This window comes from Bacillus sp. ISL-34, from assembly GCF_018613325.1.
In the GTDB taxonomy this organism is placed as follows: domain Bacteria; phylum Bacillota; class Bacilli; order Bacillales; family DSM-1321; genus Peribacillus.
Map to the genome: position 1 here is coordinate 191,313 of NZ_JAGGQJ010000003.1, position 17,185 is coordinate 208,497.

Below are 17,185 nucleotides of genomic sequence, written 5' to 3' on the forward strand. Positions count from 1 at the left end.
ACTAGGTTTCTGTTTCCAATTAGATTTACTTTCTATTATTTTACCGTTTCCCTTTAAAAAACACCAATCGTACGTTCGCGTTTTTCCCCAAAAGAAAAAGCCCGCATGATTTTCGGGCTTCCACAATCATTCACCTGTAAATTTAAAATTGAATTCTTTGACCGGCCAATATCGAACATCCACTTTACCGACAACATTTTTAACCGGTATATAACCAAAGTGACGGCTGTCAGCACTTTCAAGTCGATTATCACCCATGACAAAAAGCTTGCCCTCCGGAACTTTGGTCATGTCCGTCAATTCTTTTAATGTGAAATCACCCGTAAAATCCTGTCCTGGGAAACCTTCCTTGAATTTCTCAAGATAAGGCTCATCCACTTTCTCACCATTTACGTAAAGCCAATCATCTTTATAACGAATTCGGTCACCTGCAACCCCTATAACTCGCTTAACATAATCTTCTTGTGAATTCGCATGAAAAACAATAATGTCAAAACGGTTGATATCATGAATCTGGTAATTGATTTTATTCACGACAAGTTTATTTCCATCTTCAAGGGTCGGCTGCATCGACTTCCCTTCAACATCATAGCTTGAAAAGAGAAATGTACGGATTAAGATGTAAATAACAAAAGCTATCATCGCTGGTTTTATCCAATCGGATAAAGAATTTCTGTTTGTTTTTTCCATCTAGTTCAACCCCTACTACATTTATATATTAATTTATTGCCCTTCTTCTCTCTTCATGCTTTTATTTAACCGGACTTCCAGTCTTTTCCCCACATACCATAGGATAAAGATGACGATTCCGATAATGATCGTTCGCACAGGTTTATGAATTAAGGATACTAAATCGTAACCTACGAAGCTGATCGTAAAAATCATCACCGCTTTCCCACCCACTACTGCAAGTCCATATTGCAGTGTACTCACTTTTGAAAGTCCTGCCACGATATTAACGATAGCCGAAGGTGTAAAAGGGAAGCAGAGCAATATGAACAAAGGACCAAATCCATGGCTCTCAACCCAAACCATCAACCTCTGCACCTGTTTATGCTTTTGCAAAAATCGGAAAAACCTCATTTGACCATATCTTCTAATAATCCAAAAAATCAAAAAAGATCCCGCTACCGCACCAATCCAAGAAAATAAAAATCCCCACCATAGACCAAAAGCCGTTGCATTAGCAAGCACGAACACCACTAAAGGCAAAAAAGGCAAAAAAGCTTCCAGCATCGGCAGTAAGATCCCAGGAATTGGACCGAATGAGCGATATTGCTGAATAAGTGCCGATATATGATCAAGTGTAAACCACTCACGTATAGTATCCAAATCCATAATTATCTCCCTCGACATGCTGCTATCAAAGCAGCATAAACTTATTAAAAACTGTTTATTTTAGATATATCACTTTCCCCTGAAATTGCAAGAATTATTATCCATATATCTTCATACTTTCCCTATCTCCGGAAAACATAATCTTGTTAACGAATATTTCTTGATTTATCAAAACTGCTTGCATATACACTGAAAATACATTAGGATAAAAACCGGAACATACGTTCTCATTTTTACAGAATATACATACTATTATTAAAAACGTGCTATTTAGAAAGGGGCGGTCATGATGACCCGCATTCCAGAAGATGACCGAAATATGATTGAAAAAGCCATCTACCTCCCTATGGTTATTACAGTCTTAAACCGGGATCTCAAGGTCATCGAAATTAGTCCGTTTAAATTAAAAAGGCCCTATTCGGAGCTAGTCGAACATATTTTAAAAGTGGTTCAAGACGAACTTGCCGAGGTACGGCGCTATTTGCGCAAGGAGAATATTAAGGTTAGTGAAATCAAACGCGATGAATCCTTCACGATGTATTGTTTTTTATATAAAGGATACGAGGAACATCATAATTATTTCAATCCCCGCCTTCGCAACAGAACCGAAGACTTGTTATGTTATTACTTTTTCGAAAAAAACCACCGTTCAAGGAATTAGAGGGCTACAGGCATCCTCCATATATGTTTGTCTGTGAATGGTGAATGTTTGGAGCCTTAGAAAATATCATCCAATATATTATATGAGAAAGTTAAGCTTAATCAGTCTATATAGGAATTATCGTAACGGGATGTTTCGGTTAAGAATAAGCTGATAATGTTTTTTATTTGGAACTTTATCAGCAAATGATATTCCATCGAGTGAATTTGATTTTCCGATTTGAACTTACACTCTGTAAATGCTTCTTGATTAAATTGCTAGACGTGTTTAATTATATCCAATCATAGCAACCTTTTACTAATATATGTTGTACAATCTATTAAATCCCATTGGAATAGCAGGAAGCATTTTGTCAAAACAGAGTATATTGCATCAATTTTGATATTGAAAACTTTTGTTAAAAGATTTATCCAAAAGAAACACATAACAAAGAAGACGGAAAGGACAATGCCTCCCGAAGAGTTAGTGGAAAGAGATACTATGGGTTACATAGAGGATTTACCGCATATCGCTTTAAATAATGATATACGGGTGCTGATGAAGTGCAGTCCAAATAAAGATGGGGAAATTATGAAGAAGAGTAGCCTTATAATAATAGGATATTCGTTATTGTTTATATTAGAAGTATACCGGTATATAACTATACAATTCTAGGTTTTGAAGTAGATTACATTATTCTTACATTAGGAACGTCTTTCATTTTTGGATATATATTTCCTTGAGAAGCAATTAAAGATTCCCAAAAACTCTCTTTTTATTGGGAGAGCATGTTTTTTATCACTTTAATAGGCAGTTTCATTTTAGAAGTGATTTGAAATTTAGCATACTCTCCATTGTAATACTATTTTAAATTGGTCCCCTCTATTTCTGAACCATTTGAGAGAAGAAGGCTGTACTTAAACTGTGTGCAGCTAACTTCTAAAAATCAGAAATCACTGTAAAGACGATGAAGGATTATCTTAAAATGCTCTATCTAAGGAAGCAAAAGAGGGAATGTTTCTATATCGATTGTTTTTCAAAGAAGGCTTTGAAATATAAAAAAAGAAATTTAAGATTTAATGGGTGAGTCATTTGAAGATTAATTCTGAAGCCCTTCTCATATGAGAAGGGCTTTTGTTGTGCCTTTTGCTAAAGCAAACATGAATGATCGTATGAAAGAATCAATCCATTATCCACCTGTAAAATATCATACTAAAAGCTCACGAGAAAGGTACATTCCCCTTTTTCACCATCGACAATTAATCATAAATACCCATGATCTTTTTACCTAACCACGATTCTGACGCCCGCTTCCTTTTTTATCACAAAGAAAATTATGTCCAAATCCCCATTTTTCGAATTACACATGGTAATGACTTAAATAATTGGAGTGCAGTCCTTTTACTTAAACACGACAAAAAAACATTCTTGTTTACAGGTGATGCCGAAGAAAAAGCGGAGACAGATATGCTGGCTAAAAAACTGGTACCAAATGTGGATGTACTTAAAGTCGGCCATCATGGTGCAAAAACATCAACAAGTTCAGCGTTCATTAACAAAACAAAACCGAAATACGCTGTAATCAGTGTAGGAAAAATGGCTATGGGCACCCTACTTCCACTGTTGTAAAACGGTTGAATTCAGTGAAGGCCAAAACTTATCGTACAGATAAATCAGGTAACATTATTTTTACTTCTATAGGTCAGAAAATTACTGTAAAGACGGTGAAATGATTGGTACAAGGAATTATTGATCGCTTCGAAGGAAAGATCGCTGTCGTTGAAATCGATGGTGGTGACATGAAGGATTTTCCTAAAAGTGCTCTTCCCAAGGGAGCAAAAGTAGGAGATATGCTGATTATCGATGGTGATACCATCACCATTTCCAAAGAAGGCACTGAGAAGTTAAGAAAAGAAATTGACGATTTAATCGATGAATTATTTGAAGATTAATTCCCGGGCCCTTCTTTAATAAGAAGGGCTAGCTTTAATTTTGAAGTCTTCTATGATTATTCCTGAAACCCCTCTAACGCGGTATATACTTTGACATTACCTCTGAAGCCTTGACCCCATTTGCTTCGGTGAACAGGTAGAATGATTTCCTCTTTGTTTCCTCAATCCTCTGGATCAATTTCGTTTTTAAAAAAGAAGTCCGGTGCAGCTGGTTTTCGAAAGAACTGCATGATACTGCTATATCGATGGTTTGTCTATTCCTGAAAGTGATGGTAGTATGCTTGGAATCCAGGCGATCATAGGATACAACATGCTCATGTGATAACCAGATACATTGAGGACGCAACGGAGATGTAGTGGGAAAGAAGAAAATCGAACTGGTCGGATCAATCGCAATAGGCGCTTTATGTGTGATGTTTATAAGCTGTTTTGTGCCTTGCTTGCGTCCTTCATAACTTGATCCGAAGAATTCACAGCTTTTCTTTATTATTTCCAAAGGTTTAAACGGGGAGATGAACTCGTCCTCCATTTCAACGATACGGGTATATATTTTACTGCCGTAATTAATCGGCGCTACCATAAGTGTATGTGGCGTGATTTCATATTCCTCGATTATTCCCTGATTGTTTTCCTTCATTTTTCATCCACCTCTTCCTCTTTGCTAAACACCGCTTTTACTTTGCCAAAGCTTATGCCCTTAATTGCTTGTACACTTCCATTCCCTATTACAAAAAGTGAAGGGAAATAGTACATGTATGTTAAATTACTCACTATAATAGCACAACCCTTATACATAAAAAGTAAGTTCACAAAAAATTAAAAATTCTTTTATATAGTGGCTTTTTCGTCATCTAAACGACACATTCTCTATTAAATTTTAAATTTTTTAAATTTTCAGTTGATTTTATCCGCTCAAATCCATATAATAATAAAAAGGGTCAGGGGTGGTAACTTTGAAAAATGAAAAATCTTATTCAGAGTCAGTGAAGTCCTTATCAATGAGCGAAATGAAAAACGATGCCGTGGTTCAGGAAATGTTAATTGATATGATTATTCAGGAAGCCGTCCTTACTACCAAAAAGAATATCCTTGCAAAACAGATCGATGAAGCCTTGGATAAGAAAAACAAACCTTTATTCTTAAAATTAAGTTCTGAAATGAACGTTTTACTAAAACAGTTTGGAAATTAAAATGCATGATTACTAAACAGACTAATAATCAAAAAAGCCTCCCATTTGGGAGGCTTTTCTGATTATCATCACTCTTTATGAAACATCCCCATGACCTCGGATGTTTCGGTTATATTGACAAAAGCATTCGGATCCACTTCTTTTATCATCGTTTTTACATCTGTTAACTGATAACGTGTAATGACTGTCATCATTACTTTACTCTTTTCTCCTGAATATGCACCTTCACCATCCATGACTGTAATTCCACGATATAGGTTGGTCAGGAGCTTCGTTTTCATTTCGTCGCTCTTTTTGGTCACGATCATCAATGTTAATTTAATGTGATTGGAATGGATCGTATCGATCACCTTTCCTGCTGCATAAATGGAAATCAGCGTATATAATGCGGCATCCCAACCGAAGATGAAGCCTGAGATAACCACCACAACTGCATTCATCACCGAAAGCAAAGTACCAAGTGGAAAGTCGCTCTTCTTGGCCAATAGCATGGCAATAATATCAAAGCCGCCCGAAGACCCCGAAGCACGAAAGATGATGCCTATACCGAATCCCGATATGATTCCGCCAAATAAAGAAGACAAAATCGGTTCAGTGGATATTCCGTGAACTGGAATGAGGTATAAACTGAAGGAAATCACGACAACTGATAATATCGTATAGGTGATGAAGCGTCTCCCTAATTTCAGGTATCCAAGAATCAGCAATGGCAGGTTCATCAAAAAATTCAATATCCCTGTGTTGACTGGGGTGATGATTCCGAACATAATCGCAACTCCACTAAGTCCGCTGCTTAAAATTAAATGAGGTATCAAAAATAAGTTGTAGGCTAGAGCAACAAGCACTGAGCCTATAGTGATGAAAAGTACATTATACATATCCGATCTCCTTAAAACGAACTGGGAATTTAATTTATTATAGTAGAGAACCTAAGATTTTCAAAAATAATAGTTTTTTCTGAAAACTACTACAAACTTCCACTTTCCGAAGAAAAAAGCCAGCTGGTTTTCAGCTGGCTTTCAATCACCTTTTGTATCTGCATTTTCAACCGTTGAAATCCGTTCGAGCATGGTTGGATGGGAATACCGCAGCCATTTAACCAGGAATGGCGGGTTGACCTGACTCAAACCCGATCTCGTGAGTTCCTGGAACGTCGTGATTGCTGATTCTTTATCCCCGGTCATTTCAATGGCATAACGGTCAGCCCTTGTTTCTTGATATCTGGAGACATAATTGGACAGCGGACTCGAAGCAAAGAGCAGTACAGACGTTATTAAGAGAAATAATGGAAGAGACGAAATGCTGTCAACCGAACGAACCTTTAACAGGTGGCCCCAGCGTCTAATGATAAAATTCATGATTTTCGATGTCAGCCACAAACCGATTAAAGTCAGTCCTAAATAACCTGCAATCCCTATATAAATGTGTTTTTCCACATAATGGGCCATTTCATGTGCCATGATAAAAAGGATTTCATCTTCCTTCAGCTTGTTCAGGGTCGTATCCCAAAGGACTATTCTTGAGTTGGAACCTATGCCGGTCACGTATGCATTCAAGGCATTTGTCTTTTCTGCCATATTTACTTCATACACGTGTTCAGCCGGAATTTCAGCCTGTGAGGCAAGTGCCAATATTTCCGTTTCCAGCTCTTTATTTTTGAGCGGATAGAATTCATTGTACAGCGGATCAATCAATACAGGCTGAACAAACATCAGGAACAAGGTAAATGGAATGGACAACATCCAAGCATAGAGCCACCACTTCTTCACACTTTTCTTCATTAACCAATATAATACCGAAACGATGATGAACATCATTCCAAAATTCACCCAGAATTCGATGACTCCATCCTTCATCCACGAGGTGAAACTTTGTGTACTTATATGGTAACTCTTGCTCATCCGATATCCAATGAAACTGATTGGAAACAGTGCCAGGTAAGAAATAACGGAAAGCCAGAATAAGTAAATGCCCGTTCTGATCGCTTTCCATCTCGAGACTGCCATTGACGACTTTTCAAATGCGTTTGATAAACCAAATAATAAAATGAAGAAATACAACAGCCATTCATATGGCGTGGATACGAAAAAAATGAAATTCCGCAGTCCTGAATACTCTTCGCTAAGCTTGAGTTCCCTTGCATTCAGGAATGATGCAGGATCTGCTGCAGTTCCACGCAAAGCTTCGGGAATGGAGGTATCAGCTCCATAAAAAATATACCAATACATCGCTGCTGCATAAAGGATATATAATAGAATCGCTCTTCCAGCCCATTTTCTAACCATGATGCCCCTCCTTAAACGAATCTCCCTCTTAATAGTTTAATCCAAAATGGACAGGTTAGAACCGCATTTCCCTTCTATATTATTTATTCCTTTCAATCTCCATCATTTTGTTGATTCTTTACTCTTTATTATCCACCTTAAAATTTCACGGAATACACCTTTACGGGACTACAGGATCATGGACATACGAGGAGGCGGGATGATGCATATGCAGAGGCATAAAAAAACGGAGGGCTGGTAGGTTTAGGCACCGACGATTTTGTCTCTCCGCCGCCACCTAATTGCTTTGATGAAATCGTTTCATCAAAGTCTTTGGAATGTGCATCCGATAAAGAATCCGTGTAAACGATTAAGAGAGCGGCTGGCCTGAGTAGTCATCCCTTCATCCCGCTATTTTGAAAACGATACAAAAGTGCCATAAGCTCAGGTCGATTATTAACATTCAGTTTTCTGTAAATCCGGCTTATATAGTTTTTTACCGTGCCGATGGATAGAAAAAGTTTTTTTGATATTTGCTGATTCGTTTCACCTTGGGTTAGCAGGACAAGCAATTCATACTCGCGTTTGGAAAAGGCTCCCAATTTTTCGATTGCCTTATCCAAAGTTACTGGTGATCTTTCAACATCCTGCTGCAGCTTCTTCATTAATATTGATTTTATTGAGGCAGGATAGACTATCTGACCATTGGCACATTGACGGATTGCCGACAGCAATTGTTTCATTCCGCCATTCTGTAACACATAACCTGTTGCACCATGGCATATCGCTTCGATAAGATAATGATCTTCTGAATAGGCAGTAAAAATGACGATAGGAGTGGATGGGTGTTTTTCCTTTAGGATTGGCATGACTTCCTGTCCATACTTCCCTGATGACCGGGCATCAATAAGAATGACATCTGGCATGACTGATGATGTATGATCAGAATCAAGAAGGTCCATTTCATTTCCGGTTATCCCTATGATCTTAATGTCAGCTTCTTTTTTGATGATTCCCTCAAGTCCTCCCTGACCACCATATATTATTAGCTTAATCGACTTCATAGCTTCACCTGTTCTTTTTCATTATTTGTTATTAACCCGATAGTTTTTATAATTTTCCGCCGCGGAATAGTTCTAATGGTCTATATTTTACATCATTAATTCACCTGATAACAAATTTAAACTGTAAAAATACTTTTAAATGTGCACGTCATGACGTAAAAAGGCTATCAACCCGTTTGCCTTCAGGATGATAGCCTTTTTCTTTGTTCCTCATCTATGAGCGTATCAAGTTTCATGATGCTCTCCTTTGCCCGGGGAAAATCAATTTTGCGATAATGGTGTTTTCCACCTTCTTCTTCATCTTTTTCGTCGGCCCATTTGACGACTTGCTGAAGCGGTGTACGAATAATATCATTTGAAGGTAAGAACGAATCGGTGTGAAATAAAATGGCGAGGGAAATGGTCTTTGCCTTTATCGGGTTTTCTCCCAAGCGGATTAACAGTTTATGTGCTCGTTCTGCACCTTTGATTGGGTGAATATCATTTTGTTTATACAGATCGTAATCCCATTTACCATTGCGATACCAGGTGAAATGACCCATATCATGCAAAAGTCCAGCTTTAGCAGCAATATCAGGGTCGACATTATATTCGTTTGCTAAGTGAAACGCATGGTATGCTACTGCAATCGCATGTGCCAGACCTGAACGGTTCAAGTATTTCTGAGCAATGGGATGTGTAAAAATATCCAAAAGCTTTACATCTCTCATCTAACCCCTCCTTACAATTATGTGGAAATTTTTAATGACAATCATAACTCTTTTCGAAACAAGAATCAAGGTTTTAGGTTCTCCAATATATTTTATGCAGCCTGATACACTTTGGTTGTACAAAAAAAGGACCATTGCCGGTTATAGGCAATGACCTCCTAATGATCAATGAAATTCATTTTTGCAGTACATGGTTTTTCAAAGAGCGCCGTAAAATTTTACCAGTCGCGTTTTTTGGAAGTTCAGCCAAAAACTCAATTTTTGCCGGCACCTTATATTTGGCCAAGTGTTCCATGCAATAGGCAAGCAGTTCTTCCTCGGTCAATGCATTGTTTTTCTTTACCACAAAGCATTTAACCACTTCCCCCTGATTGGGATCGGGAACGCCTATGGCTGCCGCCTCAACTACTTCAGGATGGGCATACAGAACCTCCTCCACTTCACGTGGATAGACATTATAGCCACCGACGATGATAAGCTCCTTTTTACGATCTACAATGAAAAAATAGCCTTCATCATCCATCCTGGCTAAATCGCCTGTATATAACCAGCCATTTTTCAAGACAGCGGCTGATTCTTCAGGCATTTTATAATAACCCTTCATTACATTCGGACCTCTTACAACCAATTCTCCTACCTCATTGATCGGCACTTCTTCTCCAAGCTCATTGACCACTTTGTTTTCCACCCTAAGGATGGAGGTTCCGATGGATCCCGACTTCCTTGGACGATCCAAAGGATTGAAGCAGGTAACTGGGGATGCTTCGGATAAGCCATATCCTTCTGAAACCCTGACATTAAATTTCCGCTCGAATGATTCAAGCAGGGAAACCGGCATGGCGGATCCGCCCGATATGCATATTCGTAACGACTTCAAAGCATCTTCTTTCGCATCTGGATATTGGAAAAGAAAGTTATACATCGTAGGCACTCCAGCAAAAACGGTTGCATCATATTTTTTGATTTGCCTGAATATTTCCTTTGGACTGAATTGCGGGACAATTAAAAGCGTGCCTCCGCTTATCAATGGGGCATTCACAACTACCGTTAAACTGAAAACATGGAACATTGGCAATGTCGTAATGACACGGTCACTTTCCGTGATTTTTAAATATTCACCAATATCATGTGCATTGGAAAATACATTGGTATGTGTGAGCATGGCCCCCTTTGGTTTCCCCGTTGTTCCGGAAGTATAGAGTATGATTGCCGTATCTTCAGGATCCAGTTCTGGACCTTTAAAGCCGTCATCCCCCGATTCGATCATTTTTGTAAACGATTTCATTTTTGGATAGATGTTAAATTCGCTAATTTCCCCATTATCCTGCTGCGTTTCACAAATTACATATTGTTCTACGCTTGAGAGGATCGGGTTCATTTTCTCTAGTAAGGGTAAAAGCTTATCTAATGCCACAACAACCTTTACATCGCCATTATTCAGGATATAACCAATCTCGTCAGGTGTGTAAATTGGATTGACCGGAATTACTGTCGCCCCTGCTCGCATAGCTCCATACAACGAAATGATGAAATGTGGAGAGTTGCCTAATAACAGCGCAATGTTATCACCTTTTGAAACACCAAGCCTATGTAATTCGTCTGCGAACTTCGTAACGGCTTTATCCAATTCCCCATAAGAAGTGGATTGATCCATAAAGTAATATGCTGGCTTATCCGCCTTTTTTAAAGCCATTTGATGAAGCTGTTCAGATAAATTCATCTTTCTCCCTCCCCTGCAAATAGCATGAATGAATAGTCATTCATTTTTATGGTGAACTAAATACATTTTTATTATATTAAAAGAAAGCTATTACAGCAACAATTTTATCCAAATTCAAGTAATTACTGTCATTATTAGGCACAAAAGCCGTCCTATTAAGTCGGGACGGCTTTTGTGCCTTAATATATTAGTGCCAATATTTCTTCTTTCGTTACATTGCCAAAATAATGACGAACATCGGTCTCATCTAGTACCCTGCTGATTGCTTCCTTTTCATAACGTGTTCCAGTAAGCTTTTGTTCAATATCCGCAACCTCTCCGACCCCGAAGAAATCGCCGTAGATTTTACAATTTTCAATGATTCCCCTGTTCACTTCAAGGCGGATATCAACAGATCCCACAGGGAATCTATGTGAGTTTTGCAAGTTGAATTTAGGTGATTTTCCGTAATTCCACTCCCAGTTTTGATACCTATCTTCCGAGATTTTGTGAATTTTCTCCCAATCCGTCTCCGTTAAAATATACTCTGTAACCTTACCGCTATCTTTGAAAATATTTTGCAGGAGGAATGAACGGAATTCTTCAACTGACATCGGTTCTTTTAAGAAATCAGCGATATTACCGACACGGCTTCTTATCGATTTAATCCCTTTGGACTCAATTTTATCTTTTTTCACTTTTAAAGCGGATACAATGTGATCCATTTCTGATTGAAACAGCAATGTCCCATGACTGAACATCCTGCCCTTCGTTGAAAACATTGCATTTCCCGAAATCTTCTTTCCTTCAGCCAAAATATCGTTACGGCCGCTCAATTCAGCATGTATTCCCAGTTTCTCGAGCGTTTCCACGACAGGCTGGGTGAATTTCTTGAAGTTATGGAAACTATCCCCATCATCTCTCGTAATGAAACTGAAATTGAGATTCCCCAGGTCATGATAAACCGCTCCACCCCCGGAAAGGCGGCGAACAACTGTAATGCCATTTCCATCTACATAATCGGAATTGATTTCTTCAATCGTATTTTGATTTCTTCCTATGATGATTGAAGGACGATTAATGTAAAAAAGAAGATAGGTTTCATCTATATTTAAATGTTTAAGCGCATATTCTTCGATGGCAAGGTTTATTCTTGGATCTGTAATTCCCTTATTATCAATAAAAAGCACAGTTGTTCCTCCTTGTAGACTTCATATCCCAGATGTTTCATTTATAGTTGGAATTCAAGATTGGTTTTAGCAACAGCTATTTCCCTTTTGAATACCTCGGATGCTTCTTTTTTCAGTTGATCAAGATTCCCGTAATGAGGGAGATGAGTCAACAGCAAAAGCTGGACGTCAGCCTTTTCTGCCAGCATGCCAGCTTCCCTTGCCGTCATATGCCCCGCCTTTGAACCATCCATATCACTGTAAAAGTTACTTTCACATAATAAAACATTTGCGTCTTTAGCAAAATCCGCAAGCTCATCCATATATGAACTGTCACCTGTGTAAACTATCGAATGATTTTCAGCTTCAATCCTCATTGCAAAACAAGCGACTGGATGTTTTGTTTTCATGAACGTAAATTTACAAGGTCCAATGGTTAAGGGTTGATCAGCAGAGTAGGCGATCCCCTTTGTCACGTCTTTATAAGTTAACTTACCAAATTCGACTTCGTCCAAATCATGACCATAAATAGGAATGGTCCTTTTTTCGCTGCCCAATATCTGCTGTATGAACGCAGCGTGCTGCAGGACACCAATATCCGCTACATGATCCGGATGATAGTGGGATAATACAACTGCACCAAGATCCTCCGGCTTCATATGGTTTTGCAGCTGTGATAGAACACCGCTGCCACAATCAAGCAGAATGCGAAAATCTTCGTATTCAAGCAAATAGCCGGAACTTGCCTCATTTTTAGCTGGATAACCGCCCCAGCAGCCAATTACGGTGATTTTCATGCTTAGGCACTCCTCTCAATGACTTCCCCATTAATATAAACTATTCTTGCCCTTATTTCACCTTTTTTACTTATGTTATAAAACATTCATTGACATTTAAAATCTGTTATAATACAATAAAGCCATAGAAAAGCGAATAATAAAAAAATTCAGGAGATGATGTTCATGATTCAAAGTAGTGTTGAGTTCTTTAAAAACCTGCCACCGAAACAATGCACGGAATGCGGAAAAAAAATTGAAGAACAGCACGAATGTTATGGAAATCACTGTGATCATTGCCTTTCTGGAGAATAGTAGTCTTGTGTTTCACCATCCGCTCCCAAATAGCAGGATGAATTCATATATGTTTCGGTTTCGCAGCTGAAAAACCCCAAATAAAAAGAAGAGGTACTGATCGGTATCTCTTCTTTTTATTCGGGGTTCATTGCATTTCAGCAAAAAAATAGAATTATCACGTAACGGATAATCCTTTGAATAAATATATTTTAAATAGTTCAGCAATTTCCTCTTTCTCTAATGGGGCATGGTTCCTTTCCCAATCGAAAATCAGGGCAAGGTACATCTTTAGCATCAGGAAAGCTGTTATCTCTGGATCGCAAGGCTGTATATAGGACTTATCAATCGCTATTTTTAGTTTTTCCTTAATGTAGGAAACAATGGCTTCTTCCATTTCATTAACCATTTCCTGAACGGCCGGCGTACCAATTTCCCGCTCTTCCTGAAGAAGTTTCAAAGATAATTGATGTTCCTGCCTGAACTCCAGAATTCGATAAACGGCCCGATGCAGGTTTTCAAAAAAGGAGAGTTGGTCATCCAAAGATTGTTCCGCCTCATATTTCATTTCCTCTATCAACCGCTGAACGATTTCTTTAAACAGCTCTTCTTTATTTTTATAAAAGGTATAAATGGTCCCTTTTCCCACATTGGCAATTTTAGCGACTTGATCCATCGTCGTTGCCTTATATCCAAAAAGTGAAAACGACTTGGTCGCAGCTTCTAAAATTAATTTTTTACGATCAACAGACATTTCCCACCTCAATCCTGACCAAACGGACAAAACAGTCATTATGTTCAACGATATCATACCAAAAATTTTCAGTCTTTTCAATTATATTTTCAATTTCTTAGAGAAACAATGGCCATCCTCGTAATTGGACAGCCACTTTTCGAAATTAGGGTATTTATTTAAACCACCAAGGTCAAGTGAAAAGAAGGCACCGCTTTTCCAGGCGTATAACATATCTCAACTTCAAATGAAAATATGTAGAGCACATTGCAAGCATGGTTAAACTGATTTTCTCCTATTGACTGATCACTTTTCCTGTAATCTGTTTAAAATGATTGTGGCCAAAGCATCGATGAATTCAGGTTTAACATTGGGCATATCCGGCCTATAATAGCCTGCACCAATCTCTTCCGTCACAACCTTACATTCATAATCGTTATCATAAAGGACTTCAAGGTGCTCGGCAACAAAGCCAACAGGAATATAAATGAAAGCTTTATAACCTTTTGCTTGATGAAGATCTCTGGTTAAATCCTGTACATCAGGTCCCAACCATGGTTCAGGTGTTTGTCCAGCGCTTTGCCAGCCTACTGCATAATTAGTAACCCCTGCGCCTTCAGCAATCATGTCTGCCGTTTCTTTCAGTTGATTTGGATACGGATCACCTGATTGCAGGATTTTTTCAGGGAGGCTATGTGCCGACACAATCAAAGCGAAATTATCGCGTTCTTCCGAGGTCATTTTCCCGATTACTTCTTTTACTTGGTCTACCCAATATTGAATGAATTTTGGCTCATCATACCAGCTTTCAACGGATGTGATGGTCAGGTCCCCCAATTTAGCGGCTTCATCCTGGGCACGTCCATTATATGACTTCACGCTGAATGTTGAAAAATGCGGTGCCAATACTATACTGACCGCTTCTTTGATTCCATCTTCATGCATTTGTTTCACTGCGTCTTCAACAAAAGGTTCAATATGTTTCAATCCAAGATATACCTTGAATTCAACTTCCTCCTGAACGGAATTCAATTTCTTTTCAAGCGCTTCAGCTTGTCCTGCCGTTATTTTTGCAAGCGGGGATAAACCACCGATCGCTTCATATCTGCCTTTTAGGTCGGCAATCAATTCGTCGCTTGGCCGTCTCCCATGACGAATATGTGTATAATATCTTTCAATATCCTCTTCAGTGTACGGAGTACCATAAGCCATGACTAAAAGGCCCATTTTTTTTCTTGCCATGATGTTACACCTCTTTTAAAGATTTCATTCCTTTTATTGTGCATCCAATTAAGTATTTTTAGCAAATGGTTCGCTCACCTTATTTCATTTTTGATGAATATTCATGAATGAATGCGGTCAGCCTCTTCAGTGTTTCCGGATTTACGGAAGGGAAAACCCCATGTCCAAGATTAAAGATGTAGCCGTCCTGTTCCATGCCCTGATCCAGGATCCTTTTCGTCCGTTCTTCTATGACATCCCATGATGATAATAGCAGGGCAGGATCAAGATTACCTTGTACCGTTTTCTGTATTCCCATTTGTCTTGCTTCTGTAATTGGCAGTCTCCAATCGAGCCCGACTACATCAATAGGAAGATCATTCCACTCAAGTGCCAAGTGACTTGCGCCGACCCCGAACATGATTAGCGGTACATTTTCTTCACGCAATGATGAAAAGATGCGATTCATGATCGGCTTGATGAATACGCGGTAATCTTCAACGTTCAAAGCACCCACCCATGAATCAAAGATTTGGATGGCTTTAACGCCGGCTTTAATTTGTGACTTGACGTAGATGATGATCATATCCGCTAACTTATCCATTAATGCAAACCATGCCTTTGGCTCGGTATACATGAAAGCTTTCGTCTTATTGTAGTTTTTGGAGGGGCCGCCTTCAATCATGTATGAAGCAATGGTGAACGGTGCCCCGGAGAAACCGATCAAAGGGACGGACAATTGCTCGGTGGTCAATAATTTAATCGTGTCCAACACATATGGGATGTCTTTCTCTGGGTTCAATTCACCTAATTTTTCAACATCTGTCACCGATTGGATCGGATTGGAGATGACTGGACCGATTCCGGACTTAATCTCAACATCGACACCAATGGCTGGTAGCGGTGTCATTATATCTTTATATAAAATCGCAGCGTCTACATCATATTGCTCAACTGGCAATCTCGTTACATAAGCGCATAACTCCGGCTGATGAGTTATTTCAAAAAGGGAGTACTTCTCTTTCAATTTACGGTATTCCGGCTGTGAACGGCCGGCCTGACGCATATACCAAACAGGCACATGATCCGTTTTCTCTCCTCTTGCAGCTTTTAAAAATGTATCATTCGTAATTTCCTTAGACATTAATATCCACCTTTCAAGCAGTCACGTTTCTATTTTTATTCATTACCTACATAGAATATCAGAAGGATGTTGAATTTGAAATCGAATCTCCTTAAACTATAGCTTTTTCTATAATAGAAGTATAGCCAACCTATATATTTGTCAGAAAATCGACGTTTTTATAAAAATCTTACCGGTTTACAAGCCTAATGGTTGGTTTGGAAATGGTAAAAGCACTAGTCATTGAGTAAAATGGGTATACAGGTACTAAATAGAAATTGGAGGGGAATTTATGAATGTATTCATCACATCAGGCACTTACGATTTTTTGAAAATCAAAAAAGATAAGCACCCGAATGAAAAAATATTACTTATGCAAAATCCTGACACAGCAGTACTTTTACATGAAACAACAGGTAAAACGATCTTCAGCTCTCCACGTAAGTATGAAGTAGTTGATGGGAAAGGAAACCTTCAGGATCATGGGTATGTTGTCATGAACAACATCCCTGTAAGTGAAGAAGGAAGGCCGGTATTCGAACATCGTTTTAAAAACAGGGCCGGATTCATTGAAAATGAACCTGGTTTCGTCGCACTTCGTGTACTGCGGCCAATCAACTCTGAAACTTATGTAATTCTAACGATTTGGGAGAAACAAGCCGATTTCCTGAACTGGAAGAATTCCAGTTCCTTTAAGATGGCGCATAACAGCGACTCCAAAGCTCCCGTTACGAATTCCAGCCAGAAGATGTTTTCAGGTGAAGCCTATGTAACGCAATATACATTGGTGAAGGATTCCGAAGAATAATCCATTCTTGCTTAATAAAAGGCCCATCCTCTAAAAGGATGGGCCTCAGTTTGTAGACAAAAGGGGTTCGGAATTAAAAAATTCCGAGCCCCTTTTGAAATTCCTTTGAATTTTGGCCCAAGGTTGAGAGATAGGGCTCTACGAGCCCTCTATGTTAGGCCATTTTTGGACCTTGCCATGTCCAATTGGCCATCTTCTTTAAAT

19 protein-coding genes are annotated in these 17,185 nt (G+C 38.8%); 6 read left to right on the top strand and 13 right to left on the bottom strand.

Features of this window, described 5'->3' with window-relative positions:
• Nucleotides 1-126 precede the first annotated feature (126 nt).
• Together lepB and J7E52_RS03615 are read right to left on the bottom strand one after the other, a co-directional pair.
• Nucleotides 127-690, bottom strand: coding sequence for a signal peptidase I (lepB, locus tag J7E52_RS03610; RefSeq protein WP_214743733.1), 564 nt, complete (start codon nt 688-690; stop codon nt 127-129).
• A 33-nt stretch (nt 691-723) separates the two neighbouring features.
• Nucleotides 724-1,338, bottom strand: a complete 615-nt coding sequence (locus tag J7E52_RS03615; RefSeq protein WP_048680052.1) for a TVP38/TMEM64 family protein — start codon at nt 1,336-1,338, stop codon at nt 724-726.
• Nucleotides 1,339-1,627: 289 nt separating this feature from the next.
• Here J7E52_RS03615 and J7E52_RS03620 point away from each other — a divergent pair, with 289 nt between their 5' ends.
• From J7E52_RS03620 to J7E52_RS03630, 3 genes are all read left to right on the top strand, one after another.
• Entirely contained in the window at nt 1,628-1,999 is a 372-nt protein-coding gene (locus J7E52_RS03620) for a YhjD family protein (RefSeq protein ID WP_214743761.1), read from the top strand.
• A 1,254-nt stretch (nt 2,000-3,253) separates the two neighbouring features.
• Nucleotides 3,254-3,607 (top strand): ComEC/Rec2 family competence protein, encoded by a 354-nt coding sequence (locus tag J7E52_RS27265; protein ID WP_396020235.1) that lies wholly within the window; start codon nt 3,254-3,256, stop codon nt 3,605-3,607.
• A gap of 104 nt (nt 3,608-3,711) precedes the next feature.
• Nucleotides 3,712-3,930: a DUF3006 domain-containing protein gene (locus J7E52_RS03630; RefSeq protein WP_214743735.1), complete on the top strand. Its 219-nt coding sequence runs from the start codon at nt 3,712-3,714 to the stop codon at nt 3,928-3,930.
• A gap of 73 nt (nt 3,931-4,003) precedes the next feature.
• Here the strand turns inward: J7E52_RS03630 and J7E52_RS03635 are convergent, their stop codons facing one another.
• On the bottom strand, nt 4,004-4,567 hold the full coding sequence (locus J7E52_RS03635; protein WP_214743736.1) for a competence protein ComK: 564 nt from the start codon (nt 4,565-4,567) through the stop codon (nt 4,004-4,006).
• 316 nt (nt 4,568-4,883) lie between these two features.
• Here J7E52_RS03635 and J7E52_RS03640 point away from each other — a divergent pair, with 316 nt between their 5' ends.
• On the top strand, nt 4,884-5,120 hold the full coding sequence (locus J7E52_RS03640) for an IDEAL domain-containing protein (protein ID WP_137017118.1): 237 nt from the start codon (nt 4,884-4,886) through the stop codon (nt 5,118-5,120).
• 68 nt (nt 5,121-5,188) lie between these two features.
• Here J7E52_RS03640 and J7E52_RS03645 read toward each other — a convergent pair whose 3' ends face one another.
• The 7 genes from J7E52_RS03645 to J7E52_RS03675 all read right to left on the bottom strand — a co-directional run bounded on the left by J7E52_RS03645 (nt 5,189) and on the right by J7E52_RS03675 (nt 12,823).
• Nucleotides 5,189-5,998, bottom strand: a complete 810-nt coding sequence (locus tag J7E52_RS03645; RefSeq protein WP_214743737.1) for a YitT family protein — start codon at nt 5,996-5,998, stop codon at nt 5,189-5,191.
• Nucleotides 5,999-6,139: 141 nt separating this feature from the next.
• On the bottom strand, nt 6,140-7,405 hold the full coding sequence (locus tag J7E52_RS03650; RefSeq protein ID WP_214743738.1) for a M48 family metallopeptidase: 1,266 nt from the start codon (nt 7,403-7,405) through the stop codon (nt 6,140-6,142).
• Between the two features lie 374 nt (nt 7,406-7,779).
• Nucleotides 7,780-8,448: a LuxR C-terminal-related transcriptional regulator gene (locus J7E52_RS03655; RefSeq protein WP_214743739.1), complete on the bottom strand. Its 669-nt coding sequence runs from the start codon at nt 8,446-8,448 to the stop codon at nt 7,780-7,782.
• A 182-nt stretch (nt 8,449-8,630) separates the two neighbouring features.
• Nucleotides 8,631-9,158 (bottom strand): HD domain-containing protein, encoded by a 528-nt coding sequence (locus J7E52_RS03660; RefSeq protein ID WP_034314654.1) that lies wholly within the window; start codon nt 9,156-9,158, stop codon nt 8,631-8,633.
• Nucleotides 9,159-9,333: 175 nt separating this feature from the next.
• The gene (locus tag J7E52_RS03665) at nt 9,334-10,878 is read right to left on the bottom strand and encodes a fatty acid--CoA ligase family protein (RefSeq protein ID WP_214743740.1); all 1,545 of its coding nucleotides are present in this window, start codon (nt 10,876-10,878) and stop codon (nt 9,334-9,336) included.
• Between the two features lie 179 nt (nt 10,879-11,057).
• On the bottom strand, nt 11,058-12,047 hold the full coding sequence (gene lplA, locus J7E52_RS03670; RefSeq protein ID WP_214743741.1) for a lipoate--protein ligase: 990 nt from the start codon (nt 12,045-12,047) through the stop codon (nt 11,058-11,060).
• A 41-nt stretch (nt 12,048-12,088) separates the two neighbouring features.
• Nucleotides 12,089-12,823, bottom strand: a complete 735-nt coding sequence (locus J7E52_RS03675; RefSeq protein ID WP_214743742.1) for an MBL fold metallo-hydrolase — start codon at nt 12,821-12,823, stop codon at nt 12,089-12,091.
• A gap of 165 nt (nt 12,824-12,988) precedes the next feature.
• Here J7E52_RS03675 and yhfH point away from each other — a divergent pair, with 165 nt between their 5' ends.
• On the top strand, nt 12,989-13,117 hold the full coding sequence (yhfH, locus tag J7E52_RS03680; RefSeq protein ID WP_065310849.1) for a protein YhfH: 129 nt from the start codon (nt 12,989-12,991) through the stop codon (nt 13,115-13,117).
• Between the two features lie 157 nt (nt 13,118-13,274).
• On the opposite strand, the gene J7E52_RS03685 is transcribed toward yhfH, so the two are convergent.
• The 3 genes from J7E52_RS03685 to hemE form a co-directional block, all read right to left on the bottom strand.
• A complete protein-coding gene (locus J7E52_RS03685; protein WP_214743743.1) occupies nt 13,275-13,850 on the bottom strand; it encodes a TetR/AcrR family transcriptional regulator in 576 nt (191 codons plus the stop codon).
• A gap of 285 nt (nt 13,851-14,135) precedes the next feature.
• On the bottom strand, nt 14,136-15,071 hold the full coding sequence (gene hemH / locus J7E52_RS03690) for a ferrochelatase (RefSeq protein WP_214743744.1): 936 nt from the start codon (nt 15,069-15,071) through the stop codon (nt 14,136-14,138).
• 79 nt (nt 15,072-15,150) lie between these two features.
• The gene (gene hemE / locus J7E52_RS03695) at nt 15,151-16,194 is read right to left on the bottom strand and encodes a uroporphyrinogen decarboxylase (RefSeq protein WP_214743745.1); all 1,044 of its coding nucleotides are present in this window, start codon (nt 16,192-16,194) and stop codon (nt 15,151-15,153) included.
• A gap of 271 nt (nt 16,195-16,465) precedes the next feature.
• Here hemE and J7E52_RS03700 point away from each other — a divergent pair, with 271 nt between their 5' ends.
• Nucleotides 16,466-16,981 carry an antibiotic biosynthesis monooxygenase family protein gene (locus tag J7E52_RS03700; protein WP_214743746.1) on the top strand — a complete coding sequence of 172 codons (516 nt, stop codon included), beginning with the start codon at nt 16,466-16,468 and terminating at the stop codon, nt 16,979-16,981.
• Nucleotides 16,982-17,185: the final 204 nt, after the last annotated feature.

Coding starts and splice junctions, on each gene's coding strand:
- lepB (WP_214743733.1), bottom strand. CDS start 690: ATGGAAAAAACAAACAGAAATTCTTTATCCGATTGGATAAAACCAGCG.
- J7E52_RS03615 (WP_048680052.1), bottom strand. CDS start 1,338: ATGGATTTGGATACTATACGTGAGTGGTTTACACTTGATCATATATCG.
- J7E52_RS03620 (WP_214743761.1), top strand. CDS start 1,628: ATGACCCGCATTCCAGAAGATGACCGAAATATGATTGAAAAAGCCATC.
- J7E52_RS27265 (WP_396020235.1), top strand. CDS start 3,254: ATGATCTTTTTACCTAACCACGATTCTGACGCCCGCTTCCTTTTTTAT.
- J7E52_RS03635 (WP_214743736.1), bottom strand. CDS start 4,567: ATGAAGGAAAACAATCAGGGAATAATCGAGGAATATGAAATCACGCCA.
- J7E52_RS03645 (WP_214743737.1), bottom strand. CDS start 5,998: ATGTATAATGTACTTTTCATCACTATAGGCTCAGTGCTTGTTGCTCTA.
- J7E52_RS03650 (WP_214743738.1), bottom strand. CDS start 7,405: ATGGTTAGAAAATGGGCTGGAAGAGCGATTCTATTATATATCCTTTAT.
- J7E52_RS03655 (WP_214743739.1), bottom strand. CDS start 8,448: ATGAAGTCGATTAAGCTAATAATATATGGTGGTCAGGGAGGACTTGAG.
- J7E52_RS03660 (WP_034314654.1), bottom strand. CDS start 9,158: ATGAGAGATGTAAAGCTTTTGGATATTTTTACACATCCCATTGCTCAG.
- J7E52_RS03665 (WP_214743740.1), bottom strand. CDS start 10,878: ATGAATTTATCTGAACAGCTTCATCAAATGGCTTTAAAAAAGGCGGAT.
- J7E52_RS03675 (WP_214743742.1), bottom strand. CDS start 12,823: ATGAAAATCACCGTAATTGGCTGCTGGGGCGGTTATCCAGCTAAAAAT.
- yhfH (WP_065310849.1), top strand. CDS start 12,989: ATGATTCAAAGTAGTGTTGAGTTCTTTAAAAACCTGCCACCGAAACAA.
- J7E52_RS03685 (WP_214743743.1), bottom strand. CDS start 13,850: ATGTCTGTTGATCGTAAAAAATTAATTTTAGAAGCTGCGACCAAGTCG.
- hemH (WP_214743744.1), bottom strand. CDS start 15,071: ATGGCAAGAAAAAAAATGGGCCTTTTAGTCATGGCTTATGGTACTCCG.
- hemE (WP_214743745.1), bottom strand. CDS start 16,194: ATGTCTAAGGAAATTACGAATGATACATTTTTAAAAGCTGCAAGAGGA.
- J7E52_RS03700 (WP_214743746.1), top strand. CDS start 16,466: ATGAATGTATTCATCACATCAGGCACTTACGATTTTTTGAAAATCAAA.